The organism is Delftia sp. BGA-UO-ETr-SB1 (assembly GCF_059567865.1).
Genome location: NZ_JCAQOW010000005.1, coordinates 1,873,558 through 1,898,740 on the forward strand (window position 1 = coordinate 1,873,558; position 25,183 = coordinate 1,898,740).

Annotated in this window: 25 protein-coding genes; 7 read left to right on the forward strand and 18 right to left on the reverse strand. The window is 66.7% G+C overall.

Annotated elements, in window-relative coordinates; translation table 11 throughout:
• Positions 1 to 24: 24 nt before the first annotated feature.
• From sugE to AC57B5_RS18670, 3 genes are all read right to left on the reverse strand, one after another.
• On the reverse strand, positions 25 to 342 hold the full coding sequence (sugE, locus tag AC57B5_RS18660) for a quaternary ammonium compound efflux SMR transporter SugE (protein ID WP_012202617.1): 318 nt from the start codon (positions 340 to 342) through the stop codon (positions 25 to 27).
• Between the two features lie 191 nt (positions 343 to 533).
• Complete coding sequence (locus tag AC57B5_RS18665; RefSeq protein ID WP_012202616.1) at positions 534 to 1,022, reverse strand: putative toxin-antitoxin system toxin component, PIN family; 489 nt, start codon at positions 1,020 to 1,022, stop codon at positions 534 to 536.
• A complete protein-coding gene (locus AC57B5_RS18670; protein ID WP_012202615.1) occupies positions 1,019 to 2,299 on the reverse strand; it encodes a THUMP domain-containing class I SAM-dependent RNA methyltransferase in 1,281 nt (426 codons plus the stop codon). The genes AC57B5_RS18665 and AC57B5_RS18670 overlap by 4 nt, the downstream gene beginning before the upstream one ends.
• Positions 2,300 to 2,414: 115 nt before the next feature.
• Between AC57B5_RS18670 and ocd the strand changes: the two genes are divergently transcribed.
• Positions 2,415 to 3,488, forward strand: a complete 1,074-nt coding sequence (gene ocd, locus AC57B5_RS18675; RefSeq protein ID WP_012202614.1) for an ornithine cyclodeaminase — start codon at positions 2,415 to 2,417, stop codon at positions 3,486 to 3,488.
• 17 nt (positions 3,489 to 3,505) lie between these two features.
• Positions 3,506 to 4,471 (forward strand): arginase, encoded by a 966-nt coding sequence (rocF, locus tag AC57B5_RS18680; protein ID WP_012202613.1) that lies wholly within the window; start codon positions 3,506 to 3,508, stop codon positions 4,469 to 4,471.
• A gap of 6 nt (positions 4,472 to 4,477) precedes the next feature.
• Here the strand turns inward: rocF and rtcA are convergent, their stop codons facing one another.
• From rtcA to AC57B5_RS18705, 5 genes are read right to left on the reverse strand one after another with little or no spacing between them, the layout of a single operon-like run.
• Positions 4,478 to 5,536, reverse strand: a complete 1,059-nt coding sequence (gene rtcA / locus AC57B5_RS18685) for an RNA 3'-terminal phosphate cyclase (protein ID WP_496400097.1) — start codon at positions 5,534 to 5,536, stop codon at positions 4,478 to 4,480.
• 9 nt (positions 5,537 to 5,545) lie between these two features.
• Positions 5,546 to 6,361: a nucleotidyltransferase domain-containing protein gene (locus tag AC57B5_RS18690; protein ID WP_454710341.1), complete on the reverse strand. Its 816-nt coding sequence runs from the start codon at positions 6,359 to 6,361 to the stop codon at positions 5,546 to 5,548.
• A gap of 52 nt (positions 6,362 to 6,413) precedes the next feature.
• A complete protein-coding gene (locus AC57B5_RS18695; RefSeq protein ID WP_454710342.1) occupies positions 6,414 to 7,631 on the reverse strand; it encodes an RtcB family protein in 1,218 nt (405 codons plus the stop codon).
• Between the two features lie 59 nt (positions 7,632 to 7,690).
• The gene (locus AC57B5_RS18700; RefSeq protein ID WP_043820033.1) at positions 7,691 to 8,188 is read right to left on the reverse strand and encodes a hypothetical protein; all 498 of its coding nucleotides are present in this window, start codon (positions 8,186 to 8,188) and stop codon (positions 7,691 to 7,693) included.
• Positions 8,189 to 8,244: 56 nt separating this feature from the next.
• On the reverse strand, positions 8,245 to 9,384 hold the full coding sequence (locus AC57B5_RS18705) for a slipin family protein (RefSeq protein WP_454710345.1): 1,140 nt from the start codon (positions 9,382 to 9,384) through the stop codon (positions 8,245 to 8,247).
• A gap of 697 nt (positions 9,385 to 10,081) precedes the next feature.
• On the opposite strand from AC57B5_RS18705, the gene rtcR reads away from it, so the two are divergent.
• Positions 10,082 to 11,689, forward strand: coding sequence for an RNA repair transcriptional activator RtcR (gene rtcR / locus AC57B5_RS18710; RefSeq protein WP_454710347.1), 1,608 nt, complete (start codon positions 10,082 to 10,084; stop codon positions 11,687 to 11,689).
• A 30-nt stretch (positions 11,690 to 11,719) separates the two neighbouring features.
• On the opposite strand, the gene AC57B5_RS18715 is transcribed toward rtcR, so the two are convergent.
• The 9 genes from AC57B5_RS18715 to AC57B5_RS18755 all read right to left on the reverse strand — a co-directional run bounded on the left by AC57B5_RS18715 (position 11,720) and on the right by AC57B5_RS18755 (position 20,327).
• Positions 11,720 to 13,336 (reverse strand): RNA polymerase factor sigma-54, encoded by a 1,617-nt coding sequence (locus tag AC57B5_RS18715; RefSeq protein ID WP_199960487.1) that lies wholly within the window; start codon positions 13,334 to 13,336, stop codon positions 11,720 to 11,722.
• Positions 13,337 to 13,390: 54 nt separating this feature from the next.
• Complete coding sequence (gene lptB / locus AC57B5_RS18720) at positions 13,391 to 14,179, reverse strand: LPS export ABC transporter ATP-binding protein (protein ID WP_012202605.1); 789 nt, start codon at positions 14,177 to 14,179, stop codon at positions 13,391 to 13,393.
• On the reverse strand, positions 14,176 to 14,838 hold the full coding sequence (lptA, locus tag AC57B5_RS18725) for a lipopolysaccharide transport periplasmic protein LptA (protein ID WP_013804753.1): 663 nt from the start codon (positions 14,836 to 14,838) through the stop codon (positions 14,176 to 14,178). The genes lptB and lptA overlap by 4 nt, the downstream gene beginning before the upstream one ends.
• Positions 14,839 to 15,009: 171 nt before the next feature.
• Positions 15,010 to 15,660, reverse strand: coding sequence for a thiol:disulfide interchange protein DsbA/DsbL (locus tag AC57B5_RS18730; protein WP_065347443.1), 651 nt, complete (start codon positions 15,658 to 15,660; stop codon positions 15,010 to 15,012).
• A gap of 81 nt (positions 15,661 to 15,741) precedes the next feature.
• Entirely contained in the window at positions 15,742 to 16,431 is a 690-nt protein-coding gene (locus AC57B5_RS18735) for an SPOR domain-containing protein (protein WP_012202602.1), read from the reverse strand.
• Between the two features lie 20 nt (positions 16,432 to 16,451).
• A complete protein-coding gene (gene argS, locus AC57B5_RS18740) occupies positions 16,452 to 18,149 on the reverse strand; it encodes an arginine--tRNA ligase (RefSeq protein ID WP_043825927.1) in 1,698 nt (565 codons plus the stop codon).
• 54 nt (positions 18,150 to 18,203) lie between these two features.
• Positions 18,204 to 18,650 carry a DUF2214 family protein gene (locus AC57B5_RS18745; protein WP_012202600.1) on the reverse strand — a complete coding sequence of 149 codons (447 nt, stop codon included), beginning with the start codon at positions 18,648 to 18,650 and terminating at the stop codon, positions 18,204 to 18,206.
• A 107-nt stretch (positions 18,651 to 18,757) separates the two neighbouring features.
• Complete coding sequence (locus AC57B5_RS18750; RefSeq protein WP_454710351.1) at positions 18,758 to 19,363, reverse strand: DUF3016 domain-containing protein; 606 nt, start codon at positions 19,361 to 19,363, stop codon at positions 18,758 to 18,760.
• 28 nt (positions 19,364 to 19,391) lie between these two features.
• Positions 19,392 to 20,327 carry a LysR family transcriptional regulator gene (locus tag AC57B5_RS18755; RefSeq protein WP_013804758.1) on the reverse strand — a complete coding sequence of 312 codons (936 nt, stop codon included), beginning with the start codon at positions 20,325 to 20,327 and terminating at the stop codon, positions 19,392 to 19,394.
• A 303-nt stretch (positions 20,328 to 20,630) separates the two neighbouring features.
• On the opposite strand from AC57B5_RS18755, the gene AC57B5_RS18760 reads away from it, so the two are divergent.
• The 3 genes from AC57B5_RS18760 to AC57B5_RS18770 all read left to right on the forward strand — a co-directional run bounded on the left by AC57B5_RS18760 (position 20,631) and on the right by AC57B5_RS18770 (position 23,364).
• Complete coding sequence (locus AC57B5_RS18760; RefSeq protein WP_496400098.1) at positions 20,631 to 22,823, forward strand: malate synthase G; 2,193 nt, start codon at positions 20,631 to 20,633, stop codon at positions 22,821 to 22,823.
• A gap of 80 nt (positions 22,824 to 22,903) precedes the next feature.
• The gene (locus tag AC57B5_RS18765) at positions 22,904 to 23,158 is read left to right on the forward strand and encodes a cysteine-rich CWC family protein (RefSeq protein ID WP_496400099.1); all 255 of its coding nucleotides are present in this window, start codon (positions 22,904 to 22,906) and stop codon (positions 23,156 to 23,158) included.
• 17 nt (positions 23,159 to 23,175) lie between these two features.
• The gene (locus AC57B5_RS18770; RefSeq protein ID WP_012202595.1) at positions 23,176 to 23,364 is read left to right on the forward strand and encodes a 4-oxalocrotonate tautomerase; all 189 of its coding nucleotides are present in this window, start codon (positions 23,176 to 23,178) and stop codon (positions 23,362 to 23,364) included.
• 63 nt (positions 23,365 to 23,427) lie between these two features.
• On the opposite strand, the gene AC57B5_RS18775 is transcribed toward AC57B5_RS18770, so the two are convergent.
• Positions 23,428 to 24,096, reverse strand: a complete 669-nt coding sequence (locus AC57B5_RS18775; protein WP_496400100.1) for a hypothetical protein — start codon at positions 24,094 to 24,096, stop codon at positions 23,428 to 23,430.
• Positions 24,097 to 24,195: 99 nt separating this feature from the next.
• Here AC57B5_RS18775 and AC57B5_RS18780 point away from each other — a divergent pair, with 99 nt between their 5' ends.
• Positions 24,196 to 24,963, forward strand: coding sequence for a class II glutamine amidotransferase (locus AC57B5_RS18780; protein WP_099735233.1), 768 nt, complete (start codon positions 24,196 to 24,198; stop codon positions 24,961 to 24,963).
• Positions 24,964 to 25,183 lie beyond the last annotated feature (220 nt).

Here is a 25,183-nt window from a genome sequence, read left to right on the forward strand (position 1 = left end):
CTGGCCGGCAGGGAGCGGCCCCGCTCAGTCCGAGGACAGCTTCATCAGCACCAGGCCCGAGACGATGAGCACGGCCGCGCCGATGCGCATGGCGCTGACCTGCTCGCCCAGGACCGTGATGCCGACCAGGAAGGCGCCCACGGCGCCGATGCCGGTCCAGATCGTGTAGGCCGTGCCCAGCGGCAGGCTGCGCATGGCCACGGCCAGCAGGCCGAAGCTGGCGATCATGGTGACGATGGTGATGGCGCTGGGCACCAGGCGCGTGAAGCCGTGCGATTGCTTCATCGAGAACGCCCAGACCACTTCGAGCAGCCCCGCCACCAACAGATAGACCCATGCCATGGAAAACTCCTTGTGGAGCCGGGTCGTCCCGGCGCATGCATGTCCCGATGTGGGGGAGGCCGTCCTCCTGGCAGAAGGGCTTGCGCCTTGCTGCATGGCCGCCAGTTTAGGAGAAAGCCGTCCAGTGGGCCGCACCCAGGCTGTTGCCCCGTTGCCGCCTGGGTGGTTGCTGCACAACAGCGGCCAGGGCGTCAGGCGGCCAGCGCCTCTTCCTGCTCGGCCAGCAGGATGTTGCCCACGGTGGCGCCCAGGCCGGCCACGCGCTTGCGCAGCTTGAGCACGGCCTTGTCCTTGCTGATCAGCAGCGCCTGGTGCTGGCTGGCCAGGTCCAGGAAATGCTGGTCGTCGGGGTCGGTGCAGGCAAAGCGGATGCGCGGCGCATCGGCCACGTACTCGACCGCTCCGTCAAAGGCCGAGAGCACGCCCTCGACCGTCTTGCCGTAGAAAGCCACGCGCGGCGCGATCTGGCTGTAGTGCAGCACGCGTTCGAGCTCGAGGCGCTGGGCCTGGTCGGCAATCCAGCGCATCTGTCCCTGCTCCACCAGTTCGCGGATCGGCGGAACATGCGGATCGTCGAAGATCAGCATGTCAAGGACCACATTGGTATCGAGCACCACGGGCCGGGGCAGGGGACCTTCGTAGCCGTCGTTGCACTGCGGCCAGCGCAGCACGATCTTCATGGCGCGGCGCCCTCTGCCGGGCCTTCGGCGGCCTTTCTGGGCTTGACTGCGCCACGGATCATGTCGAAGCGGAACAGCCGGCATTCGATGGGGCCGTTCCACATGGGCGTGCGGCGTGCCTCTTTCAGGCGCATCTTGCCGGGCAGCTTGAGGTCGGGCGTGAGCATCCAGGCGCTCCAGCCGCTGTAGTTCTTCTTCCAGTGGGTGGCCAGCTGGCTGAAGAATTCCACGCCGTCCTCGGTCTGGGCCGTCTCGCGGCCCGCGCGCTCGACCACCTCCATGCGCTCGCCGGCGCTGCGGCCGGCCGAGCCGGCTGCGGCAATGCGCTCGCCATAGGGCGGGTTCAGCAGCATCAGGCCGGGCTGCTCGCAGGGCGGCATGCGCTGCAGCGCGTCGCCACCGCGCAGTTGCACGGTCTGGCCCACGCCCGCACGCTCGGCGTTGCGCTGGGCAAAGTCCACCATGCGGTGGGACACGTCGGAGCCATAGATGGCCACGGGGCTGTCGGGCAGGATGGCGGCCTCGGCCTCGTCCAGCATGGCTTCCCACACATGCCTCTGGAAGGGCACCAGCTTCTCGAACGCGAAGCGCCGCAGGATGCCGGCCGGAATGCGGCGTGCAATCTGCGCGGCCTCGATCAGCACCGTGCCGCTGCCGCAGCAGGGGTCGTACAGTGGCTGGGGATCGTCGCCATGCGGGTCCCAGCCCGTGGCGGCGATCATGGCCGCGGCCAGGGTTTCCTTGAGCGGCGCATCGCCCTTGTCCTCGCGCCAGCCGCGCTTGAACAGCGCCTCGCCCGAAGTGTCGATGTAGATGGTGGCCTCGTCGGTCGTCAGGTGCAGGTGCACGCGCACGTCGGGGTGGCGCGTTTCCACGTCGGGGCGCACGCCCTTCCTGTCGCGGAAGCGGTCGGCAATGGCGTCCTTGACGCGCAGCGCCGCGAAGTTGAGGCTGGTCAGCGGGCTGTGCTGGGCCGTGACCTCGATCTTGAAGCTCTCGCGCGGGGAGAACCAGATCTCCCAGGCCACTTCGCTGGCGGCGCGGTACAGGTCGTTCTCGTTGCGGTACAGGGTCTGCGACAGCTGCACCAGCACGCGCTGGGCCAGTCGGCTGTGCAGGTTCAGCAGCAGGGCGTCGCGCCACAGGCCGCGCACCATCACGCCGCCACGGCCCACCATGAGGTCGTGGCCGCTCAGGCCGGTGATCGCGTGGACCTCGTCGGCCAGAAATCCCTCAACGCCGGCGGCGCAGGGCAAAAACAGATGCAGTTGGTTCATAGCTTGGGTGCCGAGCATACGCGCACCGCGATTCCCCGCGCAGGCGCCAGCCGAAACCCGCTTGCCTGCGCTTCGGCCCGGGCCTACAGTGGAAGCAACCGCGAGGGAGAGCACCATGAAGCCTCGAACCACGCCCGTCCACACGGATTTCCTCGGCGCCACGCAGGCCGCACGCCTGGTGGCGCAGGTCGGCGTTGCCGCCTGCCTGGCCGGCCTGGCCGATGCCATCGAGGAAGACTTCGCGCGCTGGCCCGATTTCGAGAAATCGGCCCGCATCGCCCACCATTCGCCCGGCGGCGTGATCGAGCTCATGCCCGTGTCCGATGCGCTCGACTACGCCTTCAAGTACGTCAACGGCCACCCGGACAACGCCGATCGGGACCTGCCCACGGTGATGGCATTCGGCGCCTTGGCCGACGTGGCCACGGGCCTGCCGGTCTTCCTGTCCGACCTGACGCTGGCCACGGCGCTGCGCACCGCCGCCACCTCGGCGCTGGCCGCGCGCCGGCTGGCACGGCCGGGCTGCCGCAGCATGGCGCTGATCGGCGCAGGATCGCAGTCCGAATTCCAGGCCCTGGCCTTCACCCACCTGCTGGGCGTGGAACGGCTGCGCATCTTCGACATCGATGTCCAGGCCATGCGCAAACTCGTGGACAACCTGGGCCATGCGGGCATCGCGGCCCAGCGCATCACCTGCTGCGCCAGCAGCGCCGAGGCCCTGGAGGGCGCCGACATCGTGACCACGGTGACGGCCGCCAAGCACCGCGCCTGCGTGATCGCCGATGCCGACGTGCGCCCGGGCACCCACATCAACGCCGTCGGCGGCGATTGCCCCGGCAAGACCGAGCTGCCCCTGGCACTGCTGCGGCGCGCGCGCATCTTCGTGGAATTCACACCCCAGACGCGTGTGGAAGGCGAGCTGCAGCAGTTGCCCGCCGACGCGCCCGTGACCGAGTTGTGGCAGGTCATCAACGGCCAGGCGCCGGGCCGCGGGCATGACACGGAGATCACGCTGTTCGACTCCGTGGGCTTTGCGCTGGAGGACTATTCGGCCCTGCGCTGGTTGCGTGCGCTGGCCCACGACACCGGACTGATGCAGTCGATCGACCTGGTGCCTGCGCTGGCCGACCCCCGCGACCTGTACCGGCTGGTGCGCGAGGCCGGGCAGGCAGAACGCGGCTTTGGCTGACACGGGGACTGCATACCATGGGTCCCATGAGCATGAACACCCATACGACCCCGCAGACCGCACGCGCCCTGAGACTCATAGGCGTGCCCACCGACATCGGCGCCAGCCGCCTGGGCAGCGCCATGGGGCCGGACGCACTGCGCGTGGCCGGCCTGGGCCCGGCGCTGCGCCAGCTGGGCTGCCAGGTGAGCGACATCGGCAATCTGGCAGGCCCGCCCAATCCGCAGACACCGCCCGAGCAGGGGCTGCGCCACCTCGCACCGGCCCGCGCCTGGATGGACGCCGTGCACCAGGCCGTGGGCCAGGCGCTGGACGATGGCGAGCTGCCGCTGATGCTGGGCGGCGACCACAGCCTGGCCATGGGCTCGATCAGCGCCGTGGCCGCCCACTGCCGCCGACGGGGCCGCGCGCTTCGCGTGATCTGGCTGGACGCCCACGCCGACTGCAACACGCCCGATATCTCGCCCAGCGGCAACCTGCACGGCATGCCCGTGGCCAGCCTGTGCGGCCTGGGGCCCGCGGCGCTCACCGCGCTGTCCCAGGGCGGCGATCCGGCACTGGCAGCCGCCTCGCTGTGCCAGATCGGCCTGCGCAGCGTGGATGACCAGGAAAAGCGCCTGCTGCATTCGCTGGGCGTGGAGGTCTATGACATGCGCGCCATCGACGAGCTGGGCATGCGCGAGGTCATGCGCCGCGCGCTGGAAGACCTGGAAGGCAGCGACACCCACCTGCACCTGAGCTTCGACGTGGACTACCTCGATCCCGACATCGCGCCCGGCACCGGCACCCCCGTGCGCGGCGGCCCCAGCTACCGCGAGGCCCAGCTGTGCATGGAGATGCTGGCCGACACAGGACGCCTGGGCTCGATGGATCTGGTGGAGCTCAATCCCGCGCTGGATGTGCGCAACCAGACGGCCGAACTGGTGGTGGACCTGCTGGAGAGCCTGTTCGGCAAGAGCACGCTGGTGCGGGCCGATCGCTGAGGCCGCTCAGGCTGGCGAGAGCGAAACACGCCAGCCGTCACCCGTTGCGTCCGTGGTAAAGCGCACGGGCACAAAGCGCACAGGCACAAAGCGCTCGATCACCTCGAAATTGCTGCGCGCATGCGGCGTCAGTTCCGTGCAGGTGTAGCTGGCCCCGCGCCCGCTGCGCCAGACGGCCAGCGCCAGCGGCAGGGCCCATTGGTCGGCCAGGTACGGGCCCAGCGCGGCCTGGCTGCCCTGGTGGCGGCGCACCTCGCGCGCCAGGTCATGCGCCACTTTTTCGGCGCTGACACCCTTCATGCCGAACTGCGTGAACACTTCACTCAGGTGCTCATAGGCCAGCGTGGCCAGCAGCGCGTTGCCCGGGCCTTCGTTCTGGCGCACCGCAGCCACCTGCAGCTGCTCGCCAGACCAGCCCAGGGCCTGGCCCAGATGGTCCAGTTCGCGCTGGGCCACCGCGCGTGGCAGCGCGGGCGCAAAGCATTCGGCATGGCTGGCCACGGGGGCACCGCGTTCGGTGATATCGAAAGGCACCAGCCCATTGGCTGCCGGCGTGATCGTCACGTCCATCTCGCCGCCACCGGCCGGATAAAAGCCCAGCCGGCGCAGCCGCAGTTCGCAGCGCGCGCCCAGCCTGTGCAGCAGCGGCGCATAGCTGCGCTCCAGGAAGTGGAAGGGCGGCGCGGCCGGGTTGTGGGTGCCGCCGCCCAGGGTCAGGCGGCTTTCGCCATCGGCCAGCATCAGCGCGGGCCACAGCGTCTGCAGCAGCAGGGTGCAACTGCCCGCCGAGGCGATCACGAAGCGGTACTCGCCCGCACGCACCGGCCCCGGTGTGAATTGCAGCGTCTGCGAATTCATCTCGGCGCCCTGCATCTGCGCGCCGCAGATTTCGGCGGCGGCATTGACGCAGGCCAGGTGCTGGCGCATCAGGCCCGGCTTGGCGCGCCCGGCACGGATGCGCTGCATGGCAAAGGGCTGACCCGTGCACATGGACAGCGCCAGCGCGCTGCGCAGCATCTGGCCTCCGCCCTCCCCGGCGGAGCCGTCGATCTCGATCACTTTCATTTTTCTCTTTCATTCATTGCCGCCAAAGCGCGCCACGGCATCCCGCAGATAGCGGTCCAGCGGCGCCGCATCGGCCTGCTCCCCCGGATCGGGCGCATGGGCCATGGCATGGGCCAGCTCGCGCTCCAGGAAATCATGGACCCGCACCCGGCACGGCCCCTTGGCGGCCTCGCCCAGGCGCATCTTGAGCTCCAGCAGCTCGTTGAGCTCGGCCAGCAGGCCTGCATCCTCCAGCGTGCCCGCCGCCAGCTGCGCAAAGCGCATGGGCGGCGCACCACGCCCCTCGCGTATCCAGCGCGCGGCCAGCAAGGGGCGCAGCACGTAGAAGTACTTCTTGTAGCGCACCACATCACCCTGCAGGTGGGCGCGCAGGTTCTTGCGCGCCATGGCCACGTAGTGGTGGTAGCCGCGCACCGGCGAAAAGCCCTGCTCGGCCAGCAGATGCAGGCGCTCGGCCCAGGGCTGCTCCTGCCGGTAGACCACGGGCGAGCGCAGCCATTCGAGCAGCGTGGGGTTGGAGGCGCGCAGCAGCCCCAGCGCCTTGCGCAGCTCCCAGCCGCTGACATCGAGCTCGCCGCTGAGCGGCTGCTCTATGACATCGCGGCCCGGCGCCACGGTCAGATACCAGGGCAGGCGGTGGACATAGATGAAGCGCACGTCGTAGTCGCTGTCGGGCGAGGCAAAGCCCCAGCCCCGGCTGCCCGACTCGCAGGCAAACAGCACCGTGACCTCGTGCCTGCGCTCCACCTCGGCCAGGTTGGCCAGCACCGTGGCGCGCATGGCGTCGGAGACCGGATGCGCGCTCAATACCTTCTCTTCCCTCATGCTCTCATCCTGCTTTCTTTTCTGGAGGATGAGAGCCTGGGCCCTCATCCACTCACCCTTTCACGCACACCACTTGCTTCAGGGTGTGCACCACCTCGACCAGATCCTGCTGCGCGGCCATGACCGCATCGATGTCCTTGTAGGCCATGGGAATCTCGTCCACCACATTGGCATCCTTGCGGCATTCCACCCCCTCGGTGGCCTTGATGTGGTCCTCCACGCTGAACATCTTCTTGGCCTTGGTGCGGCTCATCACGCGGCCCGCACCGTGGCTGCAGCTCTCGAAGCTCTCCGGGTTGCCCAGGCCGCGCACGATATAGCTGCGCGCGCCCATGCTGCCCGGGATGATGCCCAGCTCGCCGCGCCGCGCGCTCACCGCGCCCTTGCGGGTGATGAACACGTCCTGGCCGAAATGGCGCTCCTGCTGCACATAGTTGTGGTGGCAGTTCACCGCCTCCACATGCGACTCGAAGGGCTTGGCGATCACCTTGCGCACCGTGGCGATGAGGTTGGCCATCATCACCTCGCGGTTGCGCATGGCGAACTTCTGCGCCCAGGACACGCCGCGCACATAGTCGCCAAAGTAGCGGGCCCCTTCCTCGAAGTAGGCCAGGTCCTTGTCGGGCAGGTTGCGCTGATGGAGTTCTGCGTCCTTCTTGGCCAGCTCGATGAAATGGGTGCCGATGGCATTGCCCACGCCGCGCGAGCCCGAGTGCAGCATGAACCACACGAAGCCCGACTCGTCCAGGCAGATCTCGATGAAGTGGTTGCCGCTGCCCAGCGTTCCCAGGTGCTTGCGGTTGTTGGTGTTGGCCAGGCGCGGATGCAGCTCGCACAGCAGGTCGAACTCATCGGCCAGCGTGGCCCAGACCTGGTCCACCGACACGGGCGGGTTCTCCCAGCTGCCCGGATCGCGGCCCCGGTGGCGCGGCACCGAGCCATGCGGCACGGCCTGCTCTATGGCCGAGCGCAGCGGGCCCAGGTTGTCGGGCAGGTCCTCGGCGCGCAGCGTGGTCTTGGCGGCCATCATTCCGCAGCCGATGTCCACGCCCACGGCCGCCGGGATGATGGCCTTGATGGTCGGGATCACCGAGCCCACGGTGGCGCCTATGCCCAGGTGCACATCGGGCATGGCCGCGACATGCTTGAACACCACGGGCAGGCGCGCGGCGTTCTCCAGCTGCCTGCGCGCCTCGTCCTCCACGGGCACGCCCTTGGTCCACATCTTGATGGGGACGCCGTTTTCCACGTTGTGTTGCAGGTAGTTCATTGCGTTGTCCTTCAGTCTTCTTGTCTGTTCGTCTTGTTTAGGTCTTGCTGTCGCCCGGCTCATCCACGCATCAGGCGAGACAGGTCCCGCTTGCGGATGGCGCTGCCCAGGCTTTGATAGTCCCGCAGCGGGAATTCATGCTCCAGCCAGCGCTTTCGGTACTCCTCGACACCCATGCCGCAATAAATACCGTCCAGCACGCGGTACACGCTGCGCACCACGTCCTCGCGGGCCACCTGCCCACGGGCCAGCACTTCATAGTCATCCATGGCGGTGATGCCCCAGCTGGCCCAGTCCGCGTACTGACGCAGCTCGTATGAAAGGGTGTCGCGGTCACCCTCCATGCTCAGGTGCACTTCGCCGGGCTCGTCCATGAACACGGCGGCAGCCCGGTGCGCGCCCTTGGCCAAAGCCAACGCCATGGCGGCCAGATCACCCAGCGAATCGTGCAGGTAGGACACGGCACACACCAGTTCCTCCTCGGGCGTGCTGAACTTCAACGTCGCCCAGCCCGCCTTGCCCACCTCATAGCTCCATAGTTCTTCGAATGCGGCCATGGCCGTACCTCTCTTTAGTTTCTTCGTTGTCCGTTGTGCCCCGACCAGCCTGCCGGTCAACGCATCTTCACCAGCCCGTTGAGCACCTGATCCAGCCCGCCGAACACGGAGATCTTGTCGATGCGCTCGGCCACGCGTTCCAGCGTCTCCAGCTCCTTCATGCGCAGGGCCACGGGGTTGTCCTCCATGACCTTGGCGGTGTTGAGCAGCGAGCGCGTGGCCGCCGTTTCCTCGCGGCGGCGGATCACGTTGGCCTGGGCCTGCTTTTCGGCCTGCACCACCTGGGTCAGGATGGCCTTCATCTCGCCGGGCAGCACGATGTCCTTCACGCCCACGCTCTCCACCACCATGCCGAAGGGCTGCAGCTTGGCCGCCATGTGCGCGGTCACCACGTCATCGATCACCGTCTTGTTCTCCAGCAGCTCATCGAGGGTGCGAGTGCCCACGGCGGCGCGCAGCGCGAACTGCAGCTCCCGGTACAGGTGCTCGGCAGGCTTTTGCAGCTGGGCAAAGGCGCGCAGAACGTCGGTGTGGCGATAGGTGGCGCTCAGGTTCAGGCGCAGGCTCACCTTGTCGCGGGTCATGATGTCCTGGCCCGAGACCTCGACGGCCTGCAGGCGCAGGTCCACCAGCTCCACGGCAATGCTGCGGCCGAACTTCCAGAACGCATGGCTGCCGGCCTGCAGCAGGCGGTCCACCTTGCCGTCGATGGTCAGCAGCGCGCACTGGCCTGCGGGCACCTGCACCTGCAGCACGCCGTTGAGGCCGGACACGCTGCGCTGGCGCAGCTGCGTCTGGGTCAGGCGCGCCGCCAGGGCGGCGGGCAGCTCGGCGCCGGCCTGCAGGTCGACCACCTGCACACTCACATCCACCAGTCCCTTCCAGTACAGGCGGCGCGTGCCAGGCGGCAGGATCTCGACCAGCACGCCGTTTTCGCTGCGCAGGCCCGCCTCGGTCTCGGACAGTTCCACGCGCAGGAATTCGGCGGCCACCACGGCGGGCTCCTGCGCCATCAGGTAGTCGGCCAGGCCGTGCGTGAAGGCGGGCTGCTCCAGGGCAAAGGTTTCCACGCGCAGCTGGTCGGTGCCGGCAACCAGCCAGTGCCGGCCGCTGTGCAGCACGCGCTCGAAATCGCCATTGCGCAGCAGCAGGGCGCGTTCGTTCTTCTTGACGGTGATGCGTTGGATCTTCAGCATTTCTTCTTCTCCTCGTTCGGCGTCTTCGCCGCAATCAATAGGGGTGCCGTTACAGCAGCGGCGGGGTTCCAGGGGGCACGGCCCGGGCCTTGCAGTGCGCCGTGGCGGCAACCCTGGAAACAGGTTGCAGCGTGGCTGGCTGCGGGCGCGGACCGTGCCGGGACCTGGCACAGCCGCCGCCGCTGACGGGTGGCGGCCTTGGGCTGCATCGCAACCCGGTGGCCACCTCCCGCGTTCGGCGGGTGGTCTTTCGACCGTTTCAATAGCCCGGCCTTGCGGCCGGAAGAGTGGACAGGAATCGAACCTGCGACAGTCCTCTTGCGAGGGTGCTCTACCAGACTGAGCTACCAGTGGCTGGCAAGCCTGGAGTCGAACCAGGCGTCCCTTGCGAGACGGTTTCCACAACCTTGCCGTTACCCAGCGCCTGCGGCGTGCGGCATGCGGGAAATCGACAAGCCCCTGGGGGCCCGGACTTCCGGCACCGGCGGGGCGGGCCTTTGCCCCAACCCCGGCCTGTGAGCGGTCACCGCTTGCACTGGATGCCTTGGTTATTGCGAGATGCGTGCCAGCCTGGCATCAGGCGCCAGACAATTCTTCAACCCATTGATTTATTTGGATAAATCTCAAATCACACTTTTCTTGATTTCTTATTCGATCCAAAGAAACTAGAATTTCAGCTATTCAACTAGACAAAAACATGGAAAAGAAAAAGGTCGTCATCGGCTTTCTGGGTACGCAGCTGGACTCCGGCAGGGGCGCGGGGCGCTGGGAAAAATGGCGGCCGACCCTCTCCCTCATGCAGCACGAGGATCTGGTGGTGGAGCGGCTGGAGCTGCTCTACACGCCGCCCCATCTGGCCCTGGCGCAGCTACTGCAGGGCGACATCGCCACGGCATCGCCCGAGACCCAGGTGAACCTCGTGCCCATGGACATTGCCGATCCCTGGGATTTCGGCGAGGTCTATGCGCGGCTGTTCGACTGGACGCAGGCCTATCGCTTCGACCCCGAGCGCGAGGAGTACTGGACGCACATCACCACGGGCACGCACGTGGCACAGATCTGCCTGTTCCTGCTGGTGGAGTCGCGCCGCATTCCCGGCGTGCTGGCCCAGACCTCGCCACCCCGGCGCCAGCGCATGGGCGACCCGGGCAGCTATGCGCTGATCGACCTGGACCTGTCGCGCTACGACGTGATCGCCCAGCGCTTCGGCGCCGAGCAGAGCGAGGCCGTGCAATTTCTCAAGAGCGGCATCGCCACGCGCAATGCCGGGTTCAACGCGCTGATCGACGAGATCGAGCGCGTGGCCGTGCGCTCGCGCGCGCCCATCCTGCTCACGGGTCCCACGGGCGCGGGCAAGTCGCATCTGGCGCGGCGCATGTACGAGTTGAAGAAGGCCAGGCACCAGGTCCAGGGCGACTTCGTGGAGGTCAATTGCGCCACGCTGCGCGGCGATGGTGCGGCCTCGGTGCTGTTCGGCCACAAGAAGGGCGCGTTCACGGGCGCTGCGGCCGACCGCGCCGGCCTGCTGCGCAGCGCGCACCAGGGCGTGCTGTTCCTGGACGAAATCGGCGAGCTGGGCCTGGACGAACAGGCTATGCTGCTCAAGGCGGTGGAGGAAAAGCGCTTCTATCCCATGGGCAGCGACCGCGAGGTCAGCAGCGACTTCCAACTGGTCGCCGGCACGCACCGCGACCTGCGCATCGACGTGGCGCAGGGGCGCTTTCGCGAGGATTTGTTCGCGCGCATCAACCTGTGGTCCTACGCGCTGCCGGGCCTGGCCGGGCGCCCCGAGGACATAGAACCCAACATGGACCACCTGCTCGCGCGCTCGGCCGACGAGACCGGCCAGATGGTGCGCTTCAACGTGGAGGCCCGCGAGCGCTATCTGCGCTTTGCGCGCTCGCCCGAGGCGCTGTGGAGCGGCAACTTCCGCGACCTGTCGGCCAGCATGACGCGCCTGGCCACGCTGGCCGACGGGGGGCGCATCTCCACGGCCCTGGTCGATGCCGAGATCCAGCGCCTGAAGTGGCTGTGGCAAAGAGGCGATGCCGTGCAACCGGCCGGCGCCAGCCTGCAAAGCCTGCTGTCTGCCGAAGTGCTGGAGCCGCTGGATCTGTTCGACCGCATGCAGCTCGAAGCGGTGCTGCGCGTGTGCCGGGAGTCGCCTTCGCTGTCCGATGCGGGGCGCCGCCTGTTCGACCGGTCACGCACCCAGCGCAGCGTGGTCAACGATGCCGACCGCCTGCGCAAGTACCTGCTGAAATTCGGCTTGAAGTGGGATGACGTGGCCGGCCGAACGCCATAGACACCACGATGGCGAGTTTGCGCGCCTGGGCTACAGCGCCTTGCGCAGCGTGGTCGGCGGGATCTTGAGTAGCTCGCGGTACTTGGCCACCGTGCGCCGCGCGCATTCGATGCCCTGCTCCTTGAGCATGTCGGCGAGCTGGTTGTCCGACAGCGGCTTCTTGGGGTCTTCGGCCGCGACGAACTGCTTGATCAGCGCGCGCACGGCCGTGCTGGAGGCATTGCCACCGGCCTCGGTGCCCAGGCCCGAGCCGAAGAAGTACTTGAGCTCGTAGGTGCCCTGCGGCGTGGCCATGTACTTGGCCGTGGTCACGCGGCTGATGGTGGATTCATGCAGGCCCAGCGCATCGGCAATGTCGCGCAGCACCAGCGGGCGCATGGCCAGCTCGCCATGCACGAAGAAGTTCTTCTGGCGCTCCACGATGGCCTGCGACACGCGCAGGATGGTGTCGAAGCGCTGCTGGATGTTCTTGATGAACCAGCGCGCCTCCTGCAGCCGCTGCTGCAGCGCTGCATGGCCTTCGCTGCCCCTGTGGCTGCGCAGCGCGCTGGCATAGATGTCGTGCACGCGCAGCTTGGGCATGACGTCGGGGTTGAGCTGCACGCTGAAGTCCATGCGGCCCGCGCCGCTGCGCACGGGGCGCACGATGACGTCGGGCACGACGATCTGGCGCTGCACGTCGGCAAAGCGCCGGCCCGGGCGTGGCTCCAGCCGGGTGATCAGCACCAGCGCCTCGCGCAGCCGCTCCTCGCGCGCACCGCACAGGCTGGCGAGCTTGCGCAGGTCGCGCCGCGCCAGCAGGTCCATGGGCTGGGCGCAGATGTCCAGCGCGGTGCGCAGCACGGCCTGCCGGTCTTCGTCCTCGGCACTGCCGTTGCCTTCGCGCTCGGCATCGGCCAGCTGGTCGCGCAGTTGCAGCGTCAGGCATTCGGCCAGGTCGCGCGCGCCCACGCCCACGGGCTCCAGGCTTTGCAGCAGGCGCAGCGCCACGGTGAAGCGGTGCACCAGTTCCTCGCACTCCTCCAGATCGTCGCCCGCCAGGCCCTGTGCCAGCTCGTCGAGCGGGTCTTCCAGGTAGCCGTCGTCGTTGAGGTTCTCGATCAGAAAGCGCAGCGCGGCGCGGTCCACCTCGCCCAGGCGCAGGCTCAGGGCCTGGCGGTGCAGGTGGTCGGTCAGGCTTTCGGCGCTGCGTGCCAGTTCGGTGGCATCGGCCTCGTCTTCCTCGCCCTGCCCGCGCGTGCGGCTGGAGGGCGCATCGCTGCCCCAGTCGCGGTCATCGTTGCCCGAGGTGGTCTGGCCGTCGCCTTCCCAGCTCAGGGACTCGGCCGTGCCGGAAGTCTCCACGGCATCGCCGGAGGATGCGTCCGACGAGGGCTCCCACTCCACCGCCGCCGAAGGCTGGTCTGCGCGGCTTTCCTGGAAGGACTCCGTGGCCTCGGCGCCGGGCGCGGCAGGCTCGCGGGTGCCGGCAGCCGCATCGTGATCGCCCTCCTCGTTCGCCAGCTCCAGGAAGGGGTTGTCGCCCAGCATCTGCTCCACTTCCTGCGCCAGCTCCAGCGTGGACAGCTGCAGCAGCTGTATCGACTGCTGCAGCTGGGGAGTGAGCGAAAGATGCTGGGAGACGCGCAGCGACAGACCGGGCTTCAAGCGGCAGCTCCTTCGCGCAGACAGTCTCGCAGACGGGCCAGGCAGGGCATGGCGCTACATCCGGAAGTGTTCGCCGAGGTAGACACGCCGCACTTCGGCGTTGTCCACGATCTCCTCGGGTGTGCCCTGGGCGAGCACGTGGCCGTCGCTGATGATGAAGGCATGGTCGCAGATGCCCAGCGTCTCGCGCACGTTGTGGTCGGTGATGAGCACGCCGATGCCGCGCGCCTTGAGAAAGCCGATGATGCGCTGAATCTCGATCACGGCGATGGGGTCGATGCCGGCAAAGGGCTCGTCCAGCAGGATGAAGCGCGGCTGCGTGGCCAGGGCGCGCGCGATCTCGACGCGGCGGCGTTCGCCGCCCGACAGCGCCAGCGCAGGCGATGCGCGCAGATGGTCCACGCGCAATTCCTGCAGCAGCGCCGTCAGGCGCTCCTCGATGACGCTGCGCGCCAGCGGCCGGCCCTGCTCGTCCCTTTGCAGCTCCAGCACGGCGCGCACGTTGTCCTCGACGCTGAGCTTGCGGAAGATCGATGCCTCTTGCGGCAGGTAGGACAGGCCCAGGCGCGAGCGCTGGTGGATGGGCATGTTGCCCACGGCCTGACCGTCGATGAAGATGTCGCCGCCGTCGCTGCGCACCAGGCCCACGATCATGTAGAACGAGGTGGTCTTGCCCGCGCCGTTGGGGCCCAGCAGACCCACGACCTCGCCCTTTTTCACGGACAGCGACACATCCTTGACCACCTTGCGGCTGCCGTAGGACTTGGCCAGATGGCGTGCCTGCAGGCTGCTGCCCTGGTCGGCGCGTGCAGTGGCAGCCGGGGCTGCGGCTTGCCCGCTCATCGCTTGGTACCGCCGAGGCTGTCCAGGCTGTTGCTGGGCTGCAGGGACGTGCCCGGCGTGCCCGCTGCGGGGGCGCGCGGCTGCGAGCCCGGCGTGCCTTCCTTGGGCGCCAGCACGGCGCGCACGCGCCCGCCCTGGCCGGCCGTGGAGCTGGGCTGGCCACCGCTGGTCTTTTGCCCGTCAACGGTGAACACGTCGGTGAGGTTGTTGTAGACGATGATGGAGCCGGTGATCTCGTCGCTGAGCTGGCCACCGCGATAGCGGCGCAGTTCGCCGCGGCGAATGAACTTCACGAGGTCGGCCTTGCCGTCGTATTCGATGACCTCGCCCTCGCCTTCCACGAACTCCTCGGGCTGGCCCGGCACGGTATCGCGCTTTTGGCGGAAGAAGGCACGCTTGCCCGCCTCGGCCGTCACCACGCCGTACTGAAAGCCTTCAGGGTCTTGCCGCACATCGAGCTGGGCGCCGCGCAGCACGATAGTGCCCTTGGTCATCACCACGTTGCCAGTGAAGACGCTGGTCTGCTTGAGTTCGTCATGGCGCAGCGCATCAGCCTCGATGTTCATGGGCTTGGTGCTGTCGGCCTTTTCGGCCTGGGCCATACCGGCGAAAGCCGCCAGGGCGGCGGCGAGCAGGAGGGAGGAAAGTCGTTGTTTCATGGAGGGCACGCTTCTTGCATCCATTGTAGGGGGTGTCGCGCGCAACCGTTCCTGGCGTCTTTCAACGCGCACGGAAAGCGCTGACACAAAGGCACAAAAAGAGGTTTCCAAAAGCGACAGGCCCGCGCAATGGCGGGCCTGTCGCGGCTTGGCTGGGCCGAGGCCCGGGCCTCAGCCCTTGCGGCTGGTGGCGATCAGCTGATCGACCACACGCAGCACATTGGTCATGTTGCCGGCCTTGGTGCCGTCGGTGTAGTAACGGCCCGCCACGCCCATGGCCGGCACGCCTTCCACGTCATAGTCCTGCTGCAGCTGGGTGGCCTTGCGAACCTGGTTGGAGACGCTGAAGGAGTTGTAGACCTCCTTGAACTTGGCCACGTCCACGCCCTGCTTGCCCACCCAGGCGAAGATGTCCTCGTCCTTGGCCAGACGGTTGCGTTCCACATGGATGGCGTGGAAGGCGCGCGCATGCATGGTGTCCAGCAGGTTCATGCCTTCGAAGGCGTAGTAGAGCTTTTGCTGGGGCACGAAGCTGGCGTTGAAGGCCACGGGCACGCGGTGCACGACCACGTCGGCCGGGGCCTGGTTCTTCCAGGCGGCAAAGGTCGGCTCGAACGCATTGCAGTGCGGGCAGCTGTACCAGAAGAACTCGACCACCTCGACCTTGCCGGCGCCGGCGCTGGTGGGTGCGGGCTTGGCCAGCTTGATGTAGTCCTTGCCCTCCTTGGGCGCTGCGGCCTGGGCCTGGGCGGCGGAAGTGCCCAGCGTCAGTGCGCTGGCAGCGGCTGCCGAGGCAGCCAGGGAAAAGTCGCGGCGATTCATCAAAACAAACTCCTCGTTCAATGCTGCAGGTTAGGAGGCAGGGGCCCGCCAAAAGTTCAGCGCTCTTGTTGCAACGCGCTTTCAGCGTGCGGCGCGCACCAGCGTGGACTCGACCCCGGCGCCATCGAGCTTTTGCTTGAGCTGCTCGGCATCGTCGCGCTTGGTGAACGGACCCACACGCACGCGGAAGATGGTGATGCCGTTTTGCTCGCGCTCGCTCACGCGCGCCTCCCACCCCAGCATGGCCAGCTTGGCGCGCTGCGCATCGGCATCGCCCTGGCTGCGGAAGGCGCCGGCCTGCACGAAGTAGTTGAAGGCGGCGTCGGCCTTTTCTGCCTTTTCCGCCTTCTCGGCAGCGGCGGAGCGCGACTTGACCAGGTCACCCAGCGGATCGGCCGAGCTCTTGCCATCGGCCTTGGTTTCGGGCTTGGCGGGCGGCTTGGCCGGGTCCACGGGCGCGGGTGGCGGAGTCACGCCTCCTGCCACGGCGGGCGGGGTGGGGGCGGTTGGTGCGGTGCTGCCAGGGAGGCTGGGCGTGACGGCGGCCGGTGGTGGCGGCGCCGGGTTCTTGCCCTGCAGCGGCGCGTTGGGGTCCCAGTTCTTGTTGCGCTGGGCCTCGGCCGCGTCCTGGTCGGCCGTCTTGCCGCCCTTGGAGAGAAAGGGCACGGGCACCTTGGTCACATAGACGGCGACGGCCAGGGCTGCTGCCAGCCCGACGATCATGCCGATGATGAGACCGATGACGGTGCCCCCACGTTGCTGTGTCTTCATAGATCGCTTGTCGCTCGAAGTTACATGCGTTGCGGGGCCGAGACGCCCAGCACTGCCAGGCCATTGTGCAATACCTGGCGCGTGGCCGAGATCAGCGCCAGGCGGGCGAGCTTGACCTTTTCGTCGTCCACCAGGATGCGTTCCGCGTCGTAGTAGCTGTGGTACAGCGAGGCCAGTTCGCGCAGGTAGAACGTCACGTCGTGCGGTGCATTGCCTTCTGCGGCCGAGGTCAGCATGGCCGGGTACTTGGCCAGCTGCAGCATCAGCGCCTGGGCCTGCGGGCCTTCCAGCGCCGACAGGTCCACGTCCTTGAGCGTGGCCGCGTCCCCCCCCCAGGCGGCCAGCACCGAGCAGATGCGCGCATGGGCGTACTGCACGTAGTACACGGGGTTGTCGTTGTTCTGGGCCACGGCCAGGTCCACGTCGAAGGTGTACTCGGTGTCGGGCTTGCGGGACAGCAGGAAGAAACGCACCGCATCCTTGCTGGTCCACTCGATCAGGTCGCGCAGCGTGACGTAGGAGCCGGCGCGCTTGCTGATCTTGACTTCCTCGCCGCCGCGCACCACGCGCACCATGGTGTGCAGCACATAGTCGGGATAGCCGGCAGGGATGCCCACGTCGGCGGCCTGCAGGCCGGCGCGCACGCGCGCGATGGTGCCGTGGTGGTCCGTGCCCTGGATGTTGACGACCTTGGAGTAGCCGCGCTTGAATTTCTGGATGTGGTAGGCGACATCGGGCACGAAGTACGTGTAGTTGCCGTCCTGCTTGCGCATCACGCGGTCCTTGTCGTCACCGTAGTCGGTGGACTTGAGCCAGAGCGCGCCGTCGAGTTCGTAGGTGTGTCCGCCCGCAATCAGGCGCTGCACCGCGTCCTCGACATAGCCATTGGTGTAGAGGCTGGATTCGAGGTAGTACTCGTCAAAGTGCAGGTTGAAGGCCTGCAGGTCCTTGTCCTGCTCGTTGCGCAGATAGGCGACGGCGAACTGGCGGATGTTGTCGTAGTCCTCGACATCGCCGTTGGCCGTGAATTCGCGGTCATCGGCCTTGACGGTCTTGCGGGCCAGGAAGTCGTCGGCGATGTCCTGGATGTAGGAGCCGTTGTAGAAGGCCTTGCTTGCCGGATTCTCGGGATCGATGGGCCAGCATTCGTCGCCGGGCTTGAAGCCCTTGGCACGCAGCTGCGTACTCTTGGTCAGCGTGTCGATCTGCACGCCCGCGTCGTTGTAGTAGAACTCGCGGTGCACGCCCCAGCCCTGGGTGGCATAGAGGTTGCAGATGGCATCGCCCAGCGCGGCCTGGCGGCCATGGCCCACGTGCAGCGGGCCGGTGGGGTTGGCGGAGACGAACTCGACCAGCATCTTTGCGCCACGGTCGGCCAGCCAGCCGAACTTCTCGGCCTGCTCCAGCACTTCGCGGATGATTTGCTGCTTGGCGGCGGGCTTGAGGCGGATGTTCAGAAAGCCGGGGCCGGCGATCTCGATGGCATCGACCCAACGCTGGAAGGACGGCGTGGCCTCCAGCGCAGCCTTGAGCTGCTCGCCCAGCGAACGCGGGTTGAGCTTGAGCGGCTTGGCCAGCTGCATGGCGGCCGTGCAGGCGAAATCGCCATGGGCAGCCACCTTGGGGGATTCAAAAGCGGCACGGGCACCGGCGCCGGGCGACAAAGTTTCAAGCTCGCCGGCCAGAGCCGCGAGCAGTTCCTGTTTGACGGAGAGCATCGGCGGATTCTACGTGGCAGGCCCACCCCGTGCCGCCGGACAGGGAAACGGAGCCTACATGCCCCGCGCCCAGAACACCGCGACGACGGCGATCACGGGCACCACATGGGCCTGCCACATCACCCAGCGGCGCGTGCTGGCGACCTCGGCCGGCTGGGGCAGGCCCTGGCCGGCATCCAGCGCGCGGCGCCAGCGCCGGAAGGCCAGCGTGGGCTTGATCGACAGCAGCGCGCCGACGACAAACAAAGTCATCTTCAGATGAAACAGTGGCTGCGAGACGTACCAGGACATGCCCTTGACGCCCCACACCAGACGGGCGATGCCGGTGAGCACCAGGAAGACCACGGCAAGGCCATAGATCATGTCCAGCCGCGCCAGGCGCTGCACCACGGCGGCGTTCATCCACTCGCTGCGGCACAGCGCCGCCTGGCTGGACAGGAACACCACGAAGGTGAGGATGGCCAGCAGGTGGAGGCTGGCCAGGATGGCTTCTATCGTCATGGGGAATCCGTATAGAAATTGGGCCTCTTGGGCCAAGTGTCCATTACGCCAGAAACGGGGACTGCCATCGTGATGTCCGAGGCAATCGGTAGACCACTGCGGTCCGGTCAGCGCCCCAGTTCCGCGCGCACCCAGTCGTCCAGCAGCGTCTTTTCGTAGCGCAGGGGATCGTTGGGATACAGGTCCGGGCGCATCATGAAGCTGGCGTCGCGCAGCTGGCGGCTGCCTTCTCGCAGAAGCTTTCCATCGGCTCCCAGCAGCTTGAAGCGCAGGTCGATGCGCGGTGGGTAGATGTCGCGCACGATGCGCACATCGGCAGCCTGGGGCCCGCGCCAGGGCTCGAAGCCGCCTGCGCGCTGCACATCGGTGAGGTGAACTTCAAGCCGCTGGCCCTGGGGCAGTCTGGGCGCGGCACGCTCGGCCAGGAACTGGGCCAGCGCATCGACCCAGGCGCGGCGCGCCTTCTCGGACTCCTGGGGTCCGTTGCGCCCGGCGTCGAACCGCGAAGGATCGTCAAAGGTCACGCTCACGATGCCGGCAGGCACCGCGCCCTGCCGCATCCCGTCCGGCCGGCCCTGCCCCGACCCCTGGACGGCGCAGCCCGCCACCATGCCCAGGCAGGCGGCTCCCAGCGCCATGCGCATCCAGCGCCGCCGTCCTGGGGCCGCGCCCTGCGTTGCGGATACCGCTTTCGTCGCTATCGACACTGCCATGCTCATTCCTCCTTGCTGGGCGGCCCGCTCAGGCCGCGTGGGTACGCCGCCAGAAATCCGGCTGCTCGTAGTGGTGCTTGAGATAGTCGATCCACAGCCGCACACGCAGCGGCATGTGCTTGCGCTGGGGAAAGACGACAAAAATGCCATTGGGCGGTGCCGCGAATGTTTCGAGCACGGCCACCAGGCGGCCCGAGGTGATCTCGGCCTCGACCTCCCAGGTGCTGCGCCAGGCGATGCCCCAGCCGCCCAGGCACCAGTCGTGCAGTACCTGGCCGTCGGAGCAGTCCAGCGGGCCGCCCGGCTTGAAGTGCACGACCTCGCTGGTGCCGCTGTCGGGATGGGGGATGCGAAAGGCCCAGCCACGCGTCTGCGAGGCGTCGCTGGACAGCGTCAGGCAGTCGTGCTGGGTCAACTCGCTGGGGTGGCGCGGCGTGCCTCGGCGCTCCAGATAGGCAGGCGTGGCGACGCACTGGCGCCGGTTGTCGGCAATGCGCACGCTGACCAAGGCCGAGTCGGGCAGATCGCCCACGCGCACCGCGCAGTCAAAGCCTTCGCCGGCCAGATCGACCACGCGGTCGCTGAGGTTCAGGGAAATCGTCACATCCGGGTGCAGATCCCGAAAGAGCGGCACCAGGGGCGCCACGTGCCGCCTGCCAAAGCCCGCCGGCGCCGTGATGCGCAGGTGGCCCGTGGCCTTGACCCCGCCCGCGCTGACACTGGCCTCGGCGTTGGACACATCGGACAGCAGGCGCTGGCAATCCTCAAGAAAGGCGCTGCCCTCATGCGTGAGGGAGATGCGCCGCGTGGTGCGCACCATGAGCTTGACGCCCAGGTGCTCTTCCAGGGCATCGAGGCGCCGCCCCATGATGGCCGGCGCCACGCCTTCCGCCTTGGCCGCTGCCGTGAGGCTGCCGCGCGTTGCCACCGATACGAATGACTCGAATGCCTTGAGCTTGTCCATGACCGCTGTCCGTTTCTTTTCCGTGTTCTTGTGGGGCATGCGACCGCACACCCGTCTCCTGTGACTCGCCTTTTTGCATAGTGGGCACTGGCTGTCCTCCATGTGCACCATGCATGGGCTGCGCGCCAAAGCCGGCCGGTTTTGGCGCGCGCATAACCTTCCCACATTTTTGCGTAAAAGTCACGAGTTTTAAGATTTATGGTCTATTTATGTACGCAAATAAATCTAATAAAGTATTCCTTATAGTCAGGCCCGAAAAGGGTCTGCCAAGCCTTTCCATCCATCCAACCCGGGGTTCCCACCATGACCGATCGCACCCAAGCCCACAGCCTGCAGGTCGCTACAGAGCTGCACCGTTTCATCAATGAACAAGTGCTCCCGGGCACCGGTGTCGCTCCCGAGGCGTTCTGGAAAGGCTTCGACGCGATCGTCAAAGATCTGGCTCCTCGCAATGCCGCCCTGCTGGCCGAGCGTGACCGCCTGCAGACCGAGCTGGACACCTGGCACAAGGCCCATCCCGGCCCCATCACCGACATGGCCGGCTACCAGCAGTTCCTGACGCAGATCGGCTATCTGGTCGAGCAGCCCAAGGATGCCAAGGCCACCACCACCAATGTGGATGCGGAACTGGCCATCCAGGCCGGCCCCCAGCTGGTCGTGCCCATTCTCAACGCCCGCTATGCGCTGAACGCCGCCAACGCGCGCTGGGGTTCGCTGTATGACGCGCTGTACGGCACGGACGCCATCGGCGAAGACGGTGGCGCGGAAAAGGGCAAGGGCTACAACCCCGTGCGCGGCGCCAAGGTGATCGCCTTCGCACGTGATTTCCTGGACCAGGCAGCCCCGCTGGCATCGGGCTCGCACAAGGATGCCGCCGGCTATCGCGTGGAAGCTGGCCAGCTGGTCGTCGCGCTCAAGAGCGGCGGCACCACGGGCCTGAAGAACACCGCCCAGTTCGTCGGCTACCAGGGTGATGCCGCAGCGCCCTCTTCCGTGCTGCTGCTCAACAACGGCCTGCACATCGACATCCGCATCGACAAGACCACGGCCATCGGCCAGACCGATGCCGCCGGCGTGGCCGACGTGGTGGTCGAAGCCGCCCTGTCCACCATCCTGGACCTGGAAGACTCCGTGGCCGCCGTGGATGCCGAGGACAAGGTGGTCGGCTATGCCAACTGGCTGGGCATCCTCAAGGGCACGCTGACCGAAACCTTCGACAAGGGCGGCAAGAGCATGACGCGCGGCCTAAACGCCGACCGCGAGTACACGGGCGCCGATGGCAAGCCCGTCAAGCTGCATGGCCGTTCGCTGATGTTCGTGCGCAATGTCGGCCACCTGATGACCAACCCGGCCATCCTCTGGGGCAACGGCAAGGAAATTCCCGAGGGCATCCTGGACGCCATGGTCACCACGGCCATTGCCGTCCATGACATCAAGGGTCTGGGCGCCAACGGCATCCGCAACTCGCGCACGGGCAGCGTCTACATCGTCAAGCCCAAGATGCACGGCCCCGCGGAAGCCGCCTTCGCCAGCGAGCTGTTCGGCCGCGTGGAAAAGGTCCTGGGCCTGCCCGAAAACACCGTCAAGCTGGGCATCATGGACGAGGAGCGCCGCACCAGCGTCAACCTCAAGGCCTGCATTGCCGCTGCCGCATCGCGCGTGGCCTTCATCAACACCGGCTTCCTGGACCGCACGGGCGACGAAATGCACACCGCCATGTATGCCGGCCCCATGGTCCGCAAGGCCGACATGAAGGGCAGCGCCTGGCTGGCCGCCTATGAGCGCAGCAACGTGCTCGTGGGCCTGGGCCTGGGCCTGCGCGGCAAGGCGCAGATCGGCAAGGGCATGTGGGCCATGCCCGACCTGATGAAGGCCATGCTGGAGCAAAAGATCGGCCACCCCAAGGCCGGCGCCAATACTGCCTGGGTGCCCTCGCCCACGGCCGCCACGCTGCACGCCCTGCACTACCACCAGGTCAACGTGGCCGAAGTGCAAAAGCAGCTGGAGCAGACCAATGCCGACGCCGAGCGCGCCACCATCCTGGCCGACCTGCTGCAGGTGCCCGTGGTCAAGGAAGACAAGTGGAGCGCGGCTGAAAAGCAGCAGGAGCTGGACAACAACGTCCAGGGCATCCTCGGCTATGTGGTGCGCTGGGTGGACCAGGGCGTGGGCTGCTCCAAGGTGCCCGACATCCACAACGTGGGCCTGATGGAAGACCGTGCCACGCTGCGCATCTCCAGCCAGCACATCGCCAACTGGCTGCAGCACGGCATCGTGACCGAGGCCCAGGTGCGCGAGACCTTCGAGCGCATGGCCGCCGTGGTCGACCAGCAGAACGCGGGCGATGCACTGTACAAGCCCATGGCCGGCCACTTCGACACCTCGATGGCCTACCAGGCCGCCTGTGACCTGGTCTTCAAGGGCAAGGAGCAACCCAGTGGCTACACCGAACCCCTGCTGCATGCCTGGCGCCTGAAGGTCAAGGCAGCCGCCTGACACCTGGCGGCGCCCAAGGCTGCAAAAGCACCCAGGCTTGCCTGAGGTGCTTTTTTCATGGGCCTACACTCGGAACCACGATGAGCGCCCCTCCCCCCGATGCCAACCTGTGTCCGCTGTGCGGCCGCAGCAATCAATGCGCCATTCTTGCGGGCGTTGATCCGCTGAACTGCTGGTGCATGGACACCCCGGTGGCACCCGATGCACTGGCCCGCATTCCGGAGCCCCTGCGCAACAAGGCCTGCCTGTGCCCCGCCTGCGCGCTTGGCACCGACAAGCCTCGACCACCCGCGTCGGCCGATATGATGTCGCCGACCCAACCCCCTAGAACTTGATCCCTGAGGAGATTGACATGCCCACATACCACGTCGAAATGATGGAAGGCCGCACCGTCGAACAAAAGCGCAAGCTGGTCGAAGAGATCACGCGCGTCTCGGTCGAAGTCCTCGGTGGCTCGCCCGAATCGGTGGACATCCTGATCACCGACATCAAGCGCGAAAACTGGGCCACAGGCGGCAAGCTCTGGTCCGAACGCAGCTGAGGATCTTTCGCTCAATGCATGCAAAAGGCAGCTTTGGCTGCCTTTTTTCATGAAAACTGGTCTTTAATCCCGTATTTCCATGAGTGCCTGCAGTGCACTCCCTGCCACCGTCCAGGGCACAGGCATGGAGGCATCTGGCTTCCAGTGCCTGGCAACGCCATCCATGGACACCTGGGTCAGGGCCACCTGGGTAGCACCGGCAGCATGGGCCTGAACAGCCGCATCGGCCATGCACGCCACATAGCCGGCGACATCACCACTGCGAAAAAGAGCCCAGGCCCCTTCAACACACTGCAGCTGCATGCGTTGATCTGCGTTGCCTTGCTGCAGTTCTCCCATGAACAGATTGCGCGTGGCTTCGTACGTTGTGGGAGCGGCGCACAGCAGTGCAATGCGCGATTCGGGGTCATTTTGCAAGGCAGCGGCCACCTTGCGGGCCAGCATGCCATCGGCACGCCAGACCTTGCCACTGCGGCAATCCGCCACGGCCGGGCCCAGGGTCGAGCAGGTCAGCAGCACGGCATCGATATCGGCAGGATCTGCCAGCGCATCGAGCTGCCCTGCCGTTTTCTGCCGAAGCGACGCATTCATGCCGCCAGCAGCCTCCGCCTCCAACAGCAGTTCCTCATGCACCTGATGAACGATTGAGTGGGCCGGCCAGCCCAGTTCGGCAGCAGCCTGCTCGAAGATCACGGCGTTGCTGTGCGCCGTATGCAGACAAAGGATGGGCATTGGTGTGTTCCGTTTTTTTGCCGTTGCCCCGCATTGTGCTTGCAGCTGCCGCGCCAGGCGTTAGGCTATGGCTTGAACTACGCAAACAACGATACCGCCATGTGCCAGCTGCTTGGAATGAACTGCAACACGCCCACCGACGTGCGCTTCAGCTTTTCGGGGTTCACCCAGCGGGCGGGCAATACCGGCGACCATACGGACGGCTGGGGCATCGCCTTCTTCGAGGACAAGGGCCTGCGCCACTTCGTCGGCTACGAGCGCGCCATCGACTCGCCCATCGCCAAGCTGATACGCGAGTACCCGATCAAGAGCCGCAACGTCATCGCCCACATCCGCAAGGCCACGCAGGGCGCGGTAAGCCTGCAGAACTGCCACCCCTTCGTGCGTGAACTGTGGGGTCGCAACTGGGTCTTTGCCCACAACGGAGATCTCAAGGGCTTCGCACCCAAACTGCATGCCCACTTCCATCCGGTAGGCAACACCGACAGCGAGCAGGCCTTCTGCTGGATTCTTCAGGAGCTCTGGAAGTCCCATGCCGGCCTGCCCAGCGTGCAGGAACTCACGCACACGCTGCGCGAACTGGCCAAGCGCATCTCGCCACACGGCACCTTCAACTTCCTGCTGTCCAACGGCGAAGCGCTGTGGGCCCATGCCACCACACACCTGTGCTACATCGAGCGTCGCCACCCCTTTGCCCAGGCCCATCTGTCGGATGAGGACCTGACCGTGGACTTCGCCCGAGAGACCACACCACAGGACCGTGTGGCCATCATCGTCACAGCACCGTTGACCAAGAATGAAACCTGGACCTCGATCCAGTCGGGCGAACTCAAGGTCTTTGTACAGGGCGAATGCCTGCCGCTCTGAACCATTGCACGTTCAGGATCTAAAAAGAGAGCGCGTCAGCGCTCTCTTTTTTTGGGATGTCCGTTTTGGCTGTTCAGCCTGTTTCTCCATTTCCTGCAGCCCAATGCAAAAAACCCCGTAGCTTTGGGCTACGGGGTTTCTTGGGCTGTAAGAGCCTGACGATGACCTACTTTCACACGGGAACCCGCACTATCATCGGCGCAAAGTCGTTTCACTGTCC

Excerpts from the sequence above, each read along its gene's own strand:
- AC57B5_RS18770 (WP_012202595.1), top strand. The coding sequence starts at position 23,176 with ATGCCCACATACCACGTCGAAATGATGGAAGGCCGCACCGTCGAACAA.
- AC57B5_RS18780 (WP_099735233.1), top strand. The coding sequence starts at position 24,196 with ATGTGCCAGCTGCTTGGAATGAACTGCAACACGCCCACCGACGTGCGC.
- AC57B5_RS18695 (WP_454710342.1), bottom strand. The coding sequence starts at position 7,631 with ATGAACTACCTGCAACACAACGTGGAAAACGGCGTCCCCATCAAGATG.
- rtcR (WP_454710347.1), top strand. The coding sequence starts at position 10,082 with ATGGAAAAGAAAAAGGTCGTCATCGGCTTTCTGGGTACGCAGCTGGAC.
- AC57B5_RS18730 (WP_065347443.1), bottom strand. The coding sequence starts at position 15,660 with ATGAATCGCCGCGACTTTTCCCTGGCTGCCTCGGCAGCCGCTGCCAGC.
- AC57B5_RS18665 (WP_012202616.1), bottom strand. The coding sequence starts at position 1,022 with ATGAAGATCGTGCTGCGCTGGCCGCAGTGCAACGACGGCTACGAAGGT.
- AC57B5_RS18705 (WP_454710345.1), bottom strand. The coding sequence starts at position 9,384 with ATGCTGAAGATCCAACGCATCACCGTCAAGAAGAACGAACGCGCCCTG.
- AC57B5_RS18700 (WP_043820033.1), bottom strand. The coding sequence starts at position 8,188 with ATGGCCGCATTCGAAGAACTATGGAGCTATGAGGTGGGCAAGGCGGGC.
- rtcA (WP_496400097.1), bottom strand. The coding sequence starts at position 5,536 with ATGAAAGTGATCGAGATCGACGGCTCCGCCGGGGAGGGCGGAGGCCAG.
- AC57B5_RS18745 (WP_012202600.1), bottom strand. The coding sequence starts at position 18,650 with ATGACGATAGAAGCCATCCTGGCCAGCCTCCACCTGCTGGCCATCCTC.
- lptA (WP_013804753.1), bottom strand. The coding sequence starts at position 14,838 with ATGAAACAACGACTTTCCTCCCTCCTGCTCGCCGCCGCCCTGGCGGCT.
- AC57B5_RS18760 (WP_496400098.1), top strand. The coding sequence starts at position 20,631 with ATGACCGATCGCACCCAAGCCCACAGCCTGCAGGTCGCTACAGAGCTG.
- AC57B5_RS18775 (WP_496400100.1), bottom strand. The coding sequence starts at position 24,096 with ATGCCCATCCTTTGTCTGCATACGGCGCACAGCAACGCCGTGATCTTC.
- AC57B5_RS18755 (WP_013804758.1), bottom strand. The coding sequence starts at position 20,327 with ATGGACAAGCTCAAGGCATTCGAGTCATTCGTATCGGTGGCAACGCGC.
- lptB (WP_012202605.1), bottom strand. The coding sequence starts at position 14,179 with ATGAGCGGGCAAGCCGCAGCCCCGGCTGCCACTGCACGCGCCGACCAG.
- ocd (WP_012202614.1), top strand. The coding sequence starts at position 2,415 with ATGAAGCCTCGAACCACGCCCGTCCACACGGATTTCCTCGGCGCCACG.
- AC57B5_RS18750 (WP_454710351.1), bottom strand. The coding sequence starts at position 19,363 with ATGGCAGTGTCGATAGCGACGAAAGCGGTATCCGCAACGCAGGGCGCG.
- argS (WP_043825927.1), bottom strand. The coding sequence starts at position 18,149 with ATGCTCTCCGTCAAACAGGAACTGCTCGCGGCTCTGGCCGGCGAGCTT.
- AC57B5_RS18690 (WP_454710341.1), bottom strand. The coding sequence starts at position 6,361 with ATGAGGGAAGAGAAGGTATTGAGCGCGCATCCGGTCTCCGACGCCATG.
- AC57B5_RS18765 (WP_496400099.1), top strand. The coding sequence starts at position 22,904 with ATGAGCGCCCCTCCCCCCGATGCCAACCTGTGTCCGCTGTGCGGCCGC.
- rocF (WP_012202613.1), top strand. The coding sequence starts at position 3,506 with ATGGGTCCCATGAGCATGAACACCCATACGACCCCGCAGACCGCACGC.
- AC57B5_RS18735 (WP_012202602.1), bottom strand. The coding sequence starts at position 16,431 with ATGAAGACACAGCAACGTGGGGGCACCGTCATCGGTCTCATCATCGGC.
- AC57B5_RS18670 (WP_012202615.1), bottom strand. The coding sequence starts at position 2,299 with ATGAACCAACTGCATCTGTTTTTGCCCTGCGCCGCCGGCGTTGAGGGA.
- sugE (WP_012202617.1), bottom strand. The coding sequence starts at position 342 with ATGGCATGGGTCTATCTGTTGGTGGCGGGGCTGCTCGAAGTGGTCTGG.